Annotated in this window: 12 protein-coding genes; 3 read left to right on the top strand and 9 right to left on the bottom strand. The window is 57.8% G+C overall.

Annotation, left to right across the window (positions count from 1 at the left end):
• Positions 1 to 49: 49 nt before the first annotated feature.
• The 3 genes from ileS to murJ form a co-directional block, all read right to left on the bottom strand.
• Entirely contained in the window at positions 50 to 2,881 is a 2,832-nt protein-coding gene (gene ileS / locus WF513_RS14690) for an isoleucine--tRNA ligase (protein ID WP_339080130.1), read from the bottom strand.
• A 33-nt stretch (positions 2,882 to 2,914) separates the two neighbouring features.
• Positions 2,915 to 3,841: a bifunctional riboflavin kinase/FAD synthetase gene (gene ribF, locus WF513_RS14695; RefSeq protein ID WP_339080131.1), complete on the bottom strand. Its 927-nt coding sequence runs from the start codon at positions 3,839 to 3,841 to the stop codon at positions 2,915 to 2,917.
• Positions 3,842 to 3,917: 76 nt separating this feature from the next.
• The gene (gene murJ, locus WF513_RS14700; protein ID WP_339080132.1) at positions 3,918 to 5,462 is read right to left on the bottom strand and encodes a murein biosynthesis integral membrane protein MurJ; all 1,545 of its coding nucleotides are present in this window, start codon (positions 5,460 to 5,462) and stop codon (positions 3,918 to 3,920) included.
• A gap of 195 nt (positions 5,463 to 5,657) precedes the next feature.
• Between murJ and rpsT the strand changes: the two genes are divergently transcribed.
• Positions 5,658 to 5,936 (top strand): 30S ribosomal protein S20, encoded by a 279-nt coding sequence (rpsT, locus tag WF513_RS14705; RefSeq protein WP_339080133.1) that lies wholly within the window; start codon positions 5,658 to 5,660, stop codon positions 5,934 to 5,936.
• Between the two features lie 311 nt (positions 5,937 to 6,247).
• Here rpsT and WF513_RS14710 read toward each other — a convergent pair whose 3' ends face one another.
• From WF513_RS14710 to rplU, 5 genes are all read right to left on the bottom strand, one after another.
• On the bottom strand, positions 6,248 to 6,712 hold the full coding sequence (locus WF513_RS14710; RefSeq protein ID WP_339080134.1) for a CreA family protein: 465 nt from the start codon (positions 6,710 to 6,712) through the stop codon (positions 6,248 to 6,250).
• Positions 6,713 to 6,722: 10 nt separating this feature from the next.
• Entirely contained in the window at positions 6,723 to 7,841 is a 1,119-nt protein-coding gene (gene proB / locus WF513_RS14715) for a glutamate 5-kinase (RefSeq protein WP_339080135.1), read from the bottom strand.
• Positions 7,842 to 7,910: 69 nt separating this feature from the next.
• The gene (gene cgtA, locus WF513_RS14720; protein ID WP_339080136.1) at positions 7,911 to 9,134 is read right to left on the bottom strand and encodes an Obg family GTPase CgtA; all 1,224 of its coding nucleotides are present in this window, start codon (positions 9,132 to 9,134) and stop codon (positions 7,911 to 7,913) included.
• Positions 9,135 to 9,385: 251 nt separating this feature from the next.
• The gene (rpmA, locus tag WF513_RS14725) at positions 9,386 to 9,643 is read right to left on the bottom strand and encodes a 50S ribosomal protein L27 (RefSeq protein WP_003176049.1); all 258 of its coding nucleotides are present in this window, start codon (positions 9,641 to 9,643) and stop codon (positions 9,386 to 9,388) included.
• Positions 9,644 to 9,682: 39 nt separating this feature from the next.
• Positions 9,683 to 9,994 (bottom strand): 50S ribosomal protein L21, encoded by a 312-nt coding sequence (gene rplU, locus WF513_RS14730; RefSeq protein ID WP_339080137.1) that lies wholly within the window; start codon positions 9,992 to 9,994, stop codon positions 9,683 to 9,685.
• Positions 9,995 to 10,252: 258 nt separating this feature from the next.
• Here rplU and WF513_RS14735 point away from each other — a divergent pair, with 258 nt between their 5' ends.
• Both WF513_RS14735 and WF513_RS14740 read left to right on the top strand, forming a co-directional pair.
• Positions 10,253 to 11,221, top strand: a complete 969-nt coding sequence (locus WF513_RS14735) for a polyprenyl synthetase family protein (protein WP_339080138.1) — start codon at positions 10,253 to 10,255, stop codon at positions 11,219 to 11,221.
• 187 nt (positions 11,222 to 11,408) lie between these two features.
• Positions 11,409 to 11,636 carry a hypothetical protein gene (locus WF513_RS14740; protein ID WP_339080139.1) on the top strand — a complete coding sequence of 76 codons (228 nt, stop codon included), beginning with the start codon at positions 11,409 to 11,411 and terminating at the stop codon, positions 11,634 to 11,636.
• A gap of 163 nt (positions 11,637 to 11,799) precedes the next feature.
• Here the strand turns inward: WF513_RS14740 and WF513_RS14745 are convergent, their stop codons facing one another.
• Positions 11,800 to 12,417, bottom strand: a complete 618-nt coding sequence (locus tag WF513_RS14745) for an FKBP-type peptidyl-prolyl cis-trans isomerase (protein ID WP_339080140.1) — start codon at positions 12,415 to 12,417, stop codon at positions 11,800 to 11,802.

A 12,417-nucleotide genomic window follows, 5' to 3' on the forward strand; every position in this document is an offset into this window, starting at 1 on the left:
CCCTTTGCCAAGATTCCGATGCTGCAAAGAGAAGGGCGACCAACAGCAATTAAGCATAGTGACGCACCTCGCCTGCACCTTCGATATTGTCCACACAGCGGCCGCAGATTTCCGGGTGCGCTGGGTTTACCCCAACATCTTCCCGGTGGTGCCAGCAACGGGCGCACTTAACGTGGCCCGACTTCAGCACTTTCAGTTTGAGCCCGGCCACGTCGGTTTCTACCGCATCACTTGGCGCGCTGCTGAGCGGCGCTAGGCTGGCGGTGGAGGTGATCAGTACAAAGCGCAGCTCGTTGCCCAGTTTGTTTAGGTCAGCGATCAAGCTGTCTTCGGCATACAAGGTCACTTCGGCCTGCAGGTTGCCGCCAATAGCCTTGGCTGCTCGCAGGTTTTCCATTTCTTTGTTCACCGCGACCTTGACCGCCATGACGCGCTCCCAAAACTCGCGACTCAGCTCAAAGTCTTGCGGCAGTTCGCTCAGGCCCTGATACCAGCCATTGAGCATCACCGATTCATTACGCGCGCCTGGCAGGTATTGCCAGAACTCATCAGCGGTGAAAGACAACACCGGAGCGATCCAGCGCACCAAGGCTTCGGCGATATGGAACATCGCCGTCTGACAGGAACGGCGTGCCACGCTGTCCGCTGCGGTGGTGTACTGACGGTCTTTGATGATGTCGAGGTAGAAACCGCCCAACTCCTGGACGCAGAAGTTGTGCACCTTCTGGTAAACGTTCCAGAAGCGATAACTGTCGTAGGCTTCTTCGATCTCGCGCTGCAGAAGCAAGGCGCGATCAACCGCCCAACGGTCCAACGCCAGCATGTCATCCACCGGCAGCAGATGCTGCGTCGGGTCGAAACCACTGAGGTTGGAGAGCAGGAAGCGCGCGGTATTACGGATACGCCGGTAAGAGTCGGCACTGCGCTGCAGAATGACTTTAGATACAGCCATCTCACCGGAGTAGTCGGTGGAAGACACCCACAGGCGTAAAATATCAGCGCCCAAGCTGTCGTTTACTTCTTGCGGCGCGACCACATTGCCCATCGATTTGGACATTTTGCGGCCGTTTTCATCGACCACAAAGCCATGGGTCAGCAGCTCTTTGTAGGGCGCATGGCCGTCGATGGCTGCACCGGTCAGCAAGGACGAATGAAACCAGCCGCGGTGTTGGTCGGAGCCTTCCAGGTACAGATCAGCGCGCGGACCCGCAGCGTGCCCGAGTGGGTGTGAGCCACGCAATACGTGCCAGTGGGTGGTGCCGGAGTCAAACCAGACGTCTAGGGTGTCGCTGATTTTGTCGTAATCGGCGGCTTCATCGCCCAGCAACTCAGCAGCATCGAGTTTGAACCAAGCTTCAATCCCTTGCTGCTCGACCCGCTTGGCCACCGCCTCCATCAACTCGGCGGTATGCGGGTGCAGTTCACCCGTGGCTTTGTGCAGAAAGAATGGAATCGGCACGCCCCAATTGCGCTGACGTGAGATGCACCAGTCCGGCCTCCCAGCAATCATGCCGTGCAAACGCGCCTGGCCCCATGCCGGGACGAAATGAGTCTGCTCAATGGCGCCCAGCGCACGCTCACGCAGGGTGGCACCCTCATTGGGCTGACGGTCCATACCGACAAACCACTGCGCCGTGGCGCGGTAGATCAGCGGGGTCTTGTGCCGCCAGCAGTGCATGTAGCTGTGCTGGATGGCTTGGTATTTAAGCAGGGCACCGACTTCCTCCAGCTTGGCGACGATTGCCGGGTTGGCCTTCCAGATAAACTGGCCACCAAAGAACGGCAGATCGCTGACATACACGCCGTTGCTCTGCACCGGGCTGAGAATGTCATCGTTGCTCATGCCGTAGCCTTTGCAGGAACGGAAGTCGTCTTCGCCATAGGCTGGGGCTGAATGCACCACGCCCGTGCCGGCGCCTAACTCAACGTATTCGGCCAGATACACCGGCGAAAAACGCGGGTAAAACGGATGACGGAAGCGGATTAGCTCCAGCGCGGCGCCTTGTGCAGTGGCGATCACGTCACCTTGCAGGCCGTAACGGGCCAAGCAGCTTTCGACCAACTCTTCAGCCATCAGCAGCAGGCGCTCACCGGTGTCGACCAAGGCGTAAGTGAATTCCGGGTGAACGTTCAGGGCTTGGTTAGCGGGAATGGTCCACGGCGTGGTGGTCCAGATCACGATGGAGGCAGCCTTAGGCAAGCTGGCCAGACCAAATGCGGCGGCCAGCTTGTCGGCATCTTCGACCACAAAGGCGACATCAATGGCATCGGACTTTTTGTCCTGATACTCGACTTCCGCCTCAGCCAGCGCCGAACCACAATCGAAGCACCAGTTCACTGGCTTCAGGCCTTTGAACACGAAACCTTGCTTGACCATCTCAGCCAACGCACGGATCTCGCCGGCTTCGTTGGCGAAGTCCATAGTCTTGTACGGATTGTCCCAATCGCCCAGCACACCGAGGCGAATAAAGTCAGCTTTCTGCCCTTCGATCTGCTCACCGGCATAGGTGCGGCAGCGCTCGCGGGTCAGGTCGGACGGCTGATTCTTGCCGAAGGTGGTTTCGACCTTGTGCTCAATCGGCAGGCCATGACAATCCCAGCCTGGCACGTAAGGGGCATCGTAGCCGGACAGGGTTTTTGAACGGGTGATGATGTCTTTGAGGATTTTATTGACCGCGTGACCGATGTGAATGCTGCCGTTGGCGTAGGGCGGGCCGTCGTGCAGAACGAACTTCGGCCGGCCTTCGCCCTGGGCGCGCAGCTTCTGATAGAGGCCCATGTCATTCCAGCGCTGCAGAATCTGCGGCTCGCGCTGCGGCAGACCCGCCTTCATCGGGAATTGGGTATCAGGCAGATTTAGCGTGGCTTTGTAATCGGTCATGTCTGGCTCTTCTAAGCGGTTGGCGCTAGTTGATTAAGTGCACCAATGGGCACGGGCGGCGGCAATATCGGCAGCAATCGCCGTCTTCAGTGCCTCGAGGGAGGCGAAACGCTGTTCATCACGCAGCTTGCGGTGGAAGGCCACTGTCAAACGCCGGCCATACAAGTCACCGGCAAAGTCCAACACGTGTACTTCTAGGTGAGCACTGCCATCACCGGCAACACTGGGGCGCACGCCGATGTTGGCAACGCCCGGCCAGAACTGGCCGTCAATTTCTGTGCTGACCAAGTAGACGCCCTTAAGCGGCACGCGCTTGCGCTTGAGTTGTACATTGGCGGTCGGGGCATTCAGCTGACGCCCCAATTTCTGCCCATGCAGAACCCGACCGGCGATCTGAAAGGGCCGCCCAAGCAGGTGCTGCGCCAAGGCAAAATCACCCGCATCCAGGGCTTCACGCACCCGTGTACTGCTGACCCGAATACCGTCCAATTCAACGGTGGTGGCGGCTTCAACCGTGAAACCTTCACGTTCGCCAGCATTCGCCAGAAAGGCAAAGTCACCGGCGCGGTCGCAGCCAAAGCGAAAGTCATCACCCACTTCTAGGTGCTGCACGCCCAAGCCATCGACCAGCGCGCGCTGCACGAATTCGGCAGCACTTAGCTCACGCAGACGACGGTTGAAGCTCAGGCACAGCACCCGATCAACACCCTCGGCGGCCAGCAGCGCGAGCTTGTCGCGCAAACGTGCCAACCGTGCGGGAGCGGTATCCGGGGCAAAGAATTCACGCGGTTGCGGCTCGAAAATCAACACGCAACTGGGCACGCCCAGCTCGGCAGAGCGCTCACGCAGACGCGCCAAGATGGCCTGGTGTCCACGATGGACGCCGTCGAAATTCCCGATGGTGGCGACACAGCCCCGATGCTGGGGCCGCAGATTGTGTAGGCCTCGAACCAGCTGCATAACGCGCTTCTTGCTCATAAAGTGGCCGATTATACGCACACCGGGCAGCAGACAACAGGCGGCAAATCAGCTGGTTTTACAGCGCGCTGCGCCGGGCAAAGTCCCGTAAGCGAAAGCCCAGCAGCGCCAACACCGCGAAATAGCTGAGCAGCCCCACACCAACCAGGCCGCCAAGGCGCAGCAGGCGCCAGAGCATGCTGCCATCTGCCCAGGCTGGCAGGTGCTGCATGCTCAACAACAACGCTGCCACCATCACCAACAACGCCAGCAGTAGCTTGCCGGCAAACAGTGTCCAACCGGGCTGAGGGGTAAACATCCCGCGTTTGCGCAGCTGCCAATACAGCAGCCCCGCATTCAGACAAGCCGCCAAGCCGATAGCCAGCGCCAGGCCGGCGTGAGCCAAGGGAATGACGAAAACAAACAAGACGTTCATCACTTGAGTGGCCAGCAACGTCACCAGCCCGATGCGCACCGGCGTTTTAATGTTTTGTTGAGCGTAAAACGCCGGCGCGAGGATTTTTACCAAAATAATCCCAACCAACCCCAGCGAATAAGCAATCAAGGCGCGCTGGGTCATCAACGTATCCGCAGCGGTGAACTTGCCGTACTGGAACAGCGAGACGATCAGCGGCTCTGAAATAATCGCCAACGCCACGGCACTGGGCAGCGCCAGCACCAGACACAGGCGCAAACCCCAATCGAGCAGCTTGGAGTAGTCTTCGCGACTGGCTCCGGCATGGGTTTTCGACAAGGCCGGTAGCAGAATCGTCCCCAATGCGACGCCGAGCACACCGGCCGGCAGCTCCATTAACCGGTCGGCGTAGTACATCCAAGACACGGAGCCTGCGACCAGAAAAGACGCGAAGATGGTGTTGATGATCAGCGAAATCTGACTGACAGACACCCCGAAAATCGCCGGACCCATTTGCTTCATCACCCGCCAAACACCGGTGTCTTTAAGGTTCAGACGGGGCAGCACCAACATGCCGATCTTGTGCAGGTGCGGCAGCTGAAACAGTAGCTGTGCCAGGCCACCCACCAGCACCGCCCAGCCCAGCGCCATGATGGGCGGGTCAAAATAGGGCGTCAGGAATAGCGCAAAGACAATCATGCTGATGTTCAGCAGGGTCGGCACAAACGCCGGCACCGAAAACCGGTTCCACGTATTGAGCACCGCCCCCGCCAGCGATGACAGCGAGATCAGCAAAATATAAGGGAAGGTGATGCGCAGCAGGTCGGTGGTCAGCTCAAAGCGCTCAGCCTCATCCGCAAAACCCGGCGCGGAGGCCCAAACGATCCAAGGCGCTGCAAGAATGCCGATAAAAGTCACCAGCGCCAGCACCAACGTCAGCAGACCGGTGACATAAGCCAGGAACGTGCGCGTCGCCTCATCGCCCTGCTGAGTTTTATATTCAGCCAGAATCGGCACAAACGCTTGGGAAAACGCACCCTCGGCAAAAATACGGCGCAGCAGATTGGGCAGCTTAAACGCCACCACAAAGGCGTCCGAAGCCACGCCAGCACCGAAGGTGCGAGCAATAATGGTGTCACGCACAAAACCCAGTACACGCGAAAGCAGGGTCATGGAGCTGACAGCGGCCAACGACTTGAGCAAATTCATGTAATAATTCGATTTCCGCAAACAAGCACAGCCGCGGACAAACCGTCGCCGCGCAAAGGCGTCGAGTGTAGCGCCCGGCCACTGGTCAGGCCAGCACAGGAAAAAGCCTACGGGGTTGACAGCACGCCCTCATATCGGCATGATTCGCGGCCTTATTTGTTTGTAACCCCCAGAATTTTTTCGAGGAGCTTGACGGTGGCCAATACACCTTCTGCCAAAAAACGCGCAAAACAGGCTGAGAAGCGTCGTAGCCATAACGCCAGCCAGCGCTCGATGGTCCGTACTTACATCAAGAACGTAATCAAGGCTATCGACGCCAAAGATGCCGCTCTTGCAGCGACCGCCTACACCCTGGCTGTGCCTGTAATCGACCGCATGGCCGACAAAGGCATCATCCACAAGAACAAAGCAGCTCGTCATAAGAGCCGCCTGAACGGCCACATCAAAGCATTGGCACAAGCTACCGCTGCATAAGCTGCAAGCGCCAATCGTTAGATGTAAAAAAACCGGCTTAACAGCCGGTTTTTTGTTGCCCGTAGAAAACCACCTTGTAGCCAGGCCAAGTACCGAGCAAAGAATGCCAACCTACATGCAAGAGCAAGCCCGAACCGCGTCGTAAGCCTGTTCACTTTAGCCACATCCGGATGCGCTCTGCCCTCTATGGGGTGGAAAAGGGGTATCTGGCAATATCACGATACCTCAACCCTCTCCCATAAATGAAAGAGGAGAGCAAAAAGCACACGCCCTCAAATCAACAGCATTGCGAATCGCGTCTGGCTTTTTACTTAGGGTTTTTCTGGCCAGGGCAAAATCGGAATCGCGGTCACCGCATTTTGCGGGCTACCTTCAATGACTCGATCGCTGTAGACCAGATAAACCAAGGTATTGCGCTTCTGATCAAAGAACCGCACCACCTGCATGGTCTTGAATACCAATGAGGTGCGCTCACGGAAGACCACCTCACCCTCCTTGAGCTTATCAAGAAAGCTGATCGGCCCAACCTGGCGACAGGCGATTGAGGCCTCAGCGCGATCTTCAGCTAAGCCAAGGCCACCTTTGACCCCACCGGTCTTGGCCCGCGACAGGTAGCACGTCACACCTGCTACCTTCGGATCATCGAACGCCTCAACCACGATCTTGTCGTTTGGCCCGACCAATTTAAAGACCGTCGACACCTCACCGATTGAATCAGCCGCCGCTAACGCAGGCAGCAGCGCAAGCGCACTCAATAATCCCTTTACGATTCGCATCAGCTCTCCCTTACACCAGAATCAAATTATCCCGATGCACCAACTCGGGCTCATCAACATAGCCCAGCAGCCGCTCAATCGCATCCGACGGCTGACCAATGATCTTTTGCGCCTCGAGGGCGCTGTAATTAGCCAGGCCACGGGCAATCTCGCGGCCATCTGCCGCGACACAGACCACCATTTCGCCGCGGCGGAAGCTCCCCTGCACAGCCTTTACTCCCACCGGTAGCAAACTCTTAGTCCCGGCTGCCAGTGCTTTAACCGCACCATCATCCAAAACGAGGGTCCCGCGCGTCTGCAGATGCCCGGCCAGCCATTGCTTGCGCGCCGCCAGCATGCCGCGCTCAGGCATCAGCAACGTACCTAGGCGCTCACCCTCTTTAAGCCGCGCCAGCACCTGCTCGATAGCACCACCAACAATCACCGTATGCGCACCCGAACGCGCTGCCAGGCGCGCCGCACGCAGCTTGGTTTGCATACCGCCACGGCCCAGCGCACCACCGACACCACCCGCCACAGCATCCAGCGCCGGATCATCGGCGCGCGCCTCATAAATCAACTCAGCACCCGGGTTGTGCCGCGGGTCGGCGTTATACATACCATCGCGATCAGTGAGGATGACCAGCAGATCAGCTTCGACCAAGTTCGCCACTAACGCCGCCAAGGTGTCGTTATCACCAAAGCGGATCTCGTCGGTGACCACGGTGTCGTTCTCATTGATTACCGGCACCACATCCAGATCGACCAGCGTGCGCAGCGTACTGCGCGCATTCAGGTAGCGCTTACGGTCCGACAGGTCATCATGGGTCAGCAAAATTTGCGCGGTACGCCGACCATGCTCAGCAAAGCTCGACTCCCATGCCTGGATCAGCACCATCTGACCAATTGCTGCCGCCGCCTGCAGCTCATGCATGGCACTCGGCCGCGCGGCCCAACCAAGCTTGCTCATCCCGGCCGCCACTGCGCCGGAGGACACCAACACCAACTCAACACCCTGCTCACGCAGCGCCACCATCTGCTTGACCCATATGGCCATAGCGGCGCGATCAAGACCACGACCATCGGCGGTCAGCAAGGCACTACCAATCTTCACCACCCAGCGCTGCGCACCGGTTACCTTGTCACGCATGATCTTCCAACCTTAGCCGCGACCTGTGATTACAAAAACGCCGCAATTAAGCGGCGTTTCTGCATGTGCTTAATCCCGGACGTAAATGACTTCCGGGCCATCCTCTTCATCTTCCTCATCCCAGAAGCTGTCGTCTTCCTCGACCTCGCCCACTGGACGAACCCCGGTACGACGCAGCGCACGCTTGTCATCCAGCGCCTGCAACTGGGCGCGCGCTTCATCTTCGATGCGGGTATCCAGCTCAGCCAGCTCAGCGGCGTATTCTGGGTTTTCCTGAATGCGCTCAGCACGCGCCTCAAGAAAATCCATGATGTCATAACACAGCTGCTCAGTCCCTTCGCGGGCCAAGGCAGAAATCACGTACACAGGGCCTTCCCACTCGATCCGCGCGACGATTTCAGCAATACGCGCCGCTTGCTCCTCATCAAGAATCTGGTCGGCTTTGTTCAATACCAACCAGCGCTCGCGCTCGGCCAGTGACGGGCTGAATTTGGTCAACTCATCAATGATGGTCGCCGCGGACTCAGCCGGATCAGTCAGATCCAGCGGCGCCATGTCCACCAGGTGCAGCAACAACCGAGTGCGCGACAAATGCTTGAGGAAGCGAATACCCAAACCCGCACCATCGGAAGCGCCTTCGATCAGCCCTGGAATATCGGCGACCACAAAACTCTTATAGCGATCAACACTGACCACACCCAGATTAGGGATCAAGGTAGTGAACGGATAATCCGCGACTTTTGGCTTGGCTGCTGATATCGAGCGAATAAGGGTGCTCTTGCCAGCATTTGGCAACCCGAGCAAGCCAACGTCCGCCAGCACCTTCAACTCCAGCTTGAGGTCGCGGGCCTCGCCCGGCTTACCCGGCGTGGTCTGTCGTGGTGCTCGGTTGGTGCTGGACTTGAAGCGGGTGTTGCCCAAACCGTGCCAACCACCATGTGCGACCAGCAACCGCTGGCCGGCGCGAGTCAAGTCACCAATCACTTCTTGAGTACCGGCATCAATCACGGTGGTGCCAATGGGCACCGGCAGGATCGTATCTTCACCCTTAGCACCGGTGCAGTCGGTACTGCCGCCCTTCTCACCATTTTGCGCCTGGAAACGACGGGTGTAGCGGTAGTCCACCAAGGTATTGAGATTGGCGTAGGCCTCGATATAAACCGAACCACCGTCGCCACCATCGCCACCGTTGGGGCCGCCCTTCTCGATGAACTTTTCACGACGAAAAGCCATCATGCCGTTACCGCCGTCACCGGCCTTTACCGAAATCGATACTTCATCGACGAATTTCATAGGTACGCCTCCCGCAACAAGGCGGGTTATCCAAAACGAAAAAATCTAGGTTCTTGCAAAATTGACCTGCATTCAAATCGAACGCTAGCACCCAGGGCAGTTTGGCAAGAACCCCAAGAATACAGAAACAAAAAAAACGCCCGGAGCGTTTTCTAACGTCGCTTGCGACGGCCCGCAGGGTTGCTGCCATAGATGGCGAGCCAATAAAAAAGCCCCGTCGCAAGGACGGGGCTTTCCCAGCAGTCGCGCAATTAAGCCGCAACGACGCTCACGTAACGGCGGTTGAACGCGCCTTTTACTTCAAACTTGATCACGCCTTCGATTTTAGCGAAGAGGGTGTGATCTTTACCCATACCAACGCCGTAACCCGCGTGGAACTGGGTGCCGCGCTGACGCACGATGATGTTGCCAGGAATGATTTTCTGGCCGCCATACATCTTCACGCCAAGGCGTTTAGCTTCTGAATCGCGACCGTTGCGGGTACTACCGCCAGCTTTTTTGTGTGCCATGAGTTCAATACTCCTATAAGGGGATTAGACCGAAACGAATCAGGCCTGAATACCGGTGATTTTGATCTCGGTGTACCACTGACGGTGGCCCTGGCGCTTCATGTGGTGCTTACGACGACGAAACTTGATGATGGTGACCTTGTCGTGACGGCCTTGAGCGATCACTTCAGCTACAACGTTGGCACCTTCAACAACTGGGGCGCCGATTTTAATATCGTCGCCATTGCCGATCAGCAGAACACGGTCGAAAGTCACAGCTTCGCCAATGGCCAGCTCGAGCTTTTCGATTTTGAGGAATTCGCCTTCAGTGACTTTGTACTGTTTGCCACCGGTAACAATTACTGCGTACATGGTAAATCTCCGTTAATCCTGCTCACCCAGCGCTTTATAGGAATAAGTGTCGGCTGGCATGGCTGCTTGGGGCCTAAAAGACGCCCTTGCAATTGCGTAAGGCAGGGAAATACCCAGGGGGAAGTTCAGGGTGCGCGATTGTACGCAAGCCCCCCGCATGACGCAAGGCCCCGACACTAACAGCCAAGCCAGTTACCTTGACAGCCCCTACCCTGCCACCTAGCATGCCGCGCAACCCATGAACAGCAGGTGTAAGCGATGCAACCCCAGGCGTTCTATAGCGTGGTGGCGGAAGATTTTACCGCCGTCGACGGCATCATTCGCGCCCAGCTGGTATCGCGCGTACCGCTGGTTGAGAAAATCGGCGACTACATTATCTCCGCTGGCGGTAAACGCCTGCGCCCGCTACTGGTCCTACTCAGCGGCAAAGCCCTTGGCCTTGATGGCGACAAGCTGCGCTTATTGGCGGCCACTATCGAGTTCCTGCACACCGCCACCTTGCTGCACGACGATGTGGTCGACATGTCCGACATGCGCCGCGGTCGCAGCACCGCCAACGCGCAGTGGGGCAACGCGCCAAGCGTTCTGGTGGGCGACTTCCTGTATTCCCGCTCGTTCGAAATGATGGTCGAGCTCGGCTCCATGCCAGTCATGAAGATCCTCTCTAGGGCCACCCGCGTTATTGCTGAAGGCGAAGTGCTGCAGCTGTCGAAGATCCGTGACGCCAGCACCACGGAAGAGACTTATATGGAGGTCATCCGCGGCAAAACCGCGATGCTCTTCGAGGCGTCAACCCATAGCGCCGCCGCATTGGCCGGGGCCAACGCCGAACAGACCGAGGCCTTGCGCACCTTTGGCGATCATCTGGGCGTGGCCTTCCAGCTGGTTGACGACCTGCTCGATTATCGCGGCGACGCCAGCACTCTGGGTAAGAATGTGGGCGATGACTTAGCTGAAGGTAAACCCACTCTGCCGCTGATTTACGCCATGCGCGAAGGCACCCCTGAACAAGCAGCCTTGGTACGTCAGGCAATCCAGAAAGGCGGTATCGAGGACTTAGAGAGCATCCGCAATGCCGTCGAAGCAGCCGGCGCGCTGGACTACACCGCGAAGCAAGCCCGCGACTATGCAGAGCGCGCAATTGCGTGCCTAGATACGCTGCCCGCCAGCGCCTACCGCGATGCGTTGGTCGAGTTGAGCCGCTTTGCCGTAGCGCGCACGCACTAGCCGCTAAGGCCACACCCAAAACCCCGTCCATGTGACGGGTTTTTTATGGCCTGCGTTTTTAAAAAAACGCGCAAAAGCGCTCACTCGCCTCGACATAACTGGCTGCACGACAAAAGGTAGCGATTAATTCTTGCTATAAATGTAATAAGAATTATTCTCATCTAACCATTCAAAAGGAAGATGAACCATGACTTACCTGATCGACGCTTGGCTGGATCGTCCGCAGCCCTATCTGCGCATTCTCAATCGCAACACCGGTGAGGTGTGCGCAGTGTTCAACGAAGACGCTCTGGATGAGCTGCGCAACCAGGGTGAGCTGGATATTCACGAGCTGAACTCCAGCGAGCCATTGGTGCTGAAAGAATTAGTGCGCAATCTGTTTTTGTATTGCTATGCCCGGGCGTTGCGCCCGTGAAGACAAAAACAGCAGCCGACCCTTGTAGCCCGCAGGTGCAGCCCGGCGGCAATCCGGGACATCTTTAAGACGTCATAAACAACCGCGGATGGCATCCGGGCTACAAGGTGATCAGGCTTATTCTGAGGCGGATAAACATCGCCATCCGCCTCAGGCAAGCGGCTTAGAGAACGTCCAGCAGCTCTACGTCAAACACCAGCACGCTGTGCGGCGGGATGCTGCCAACGCCTTGCTCGCCATAGGCCAGTTCGCTCGGCACATACAGACGCCATTTACTACCGGCATTCATCAGCTGCAGGGCTTCGGTCCAACCGGCAATGACGCCGCCAACCGGAAACTCGGCGGGCTCGCCACGATCGTAGGAGCTGTCGAATACGCTGCCGTCGATCAGGGTGCCGTGGTAATGCGCACGAATGGTGTCTTCGCGAGTTGGCATGGCGCCGCTGCCGCTGCTCAGCACTTCGTACTGCAGGCCGGAAGCCAGCACGGTAATGCCGTCGCGCGTGGCGTTTTCAGCGAGGAAAGCCAAGCCAGCGCCTGCCGCTTCTTCGGCCTTGGCCTGCGCTTCGGCTTGCATGATGTCGCGAATGACTTTGAAGCTGGCTGACAGCTCATCTTCGCTAACGCGGCTTGGCAGACCATTAAACGCGTCAGTCAGGCCCGCGAGGATCGCGTCTAGGCTCACGCCCGGTGGCGGGTTGTCACGCAGCTGGCCACCCAGTTGGCGACCAATGCCGTAGCTGACACGGGTTTGGTCAGTCGAGAGATTGATATCGGACAT

Origin of the sequence: Pseudomonas sp. TMP9, from assembly GCF_037943105.1 — a bacterium.
Taxonomy (GTDB): domain Bacteria; phylum Pseudomonadota; class Gammaproteobacteria; order Pseudomonadales; family Pseudomonadaceae; genus Aquipseudomonas.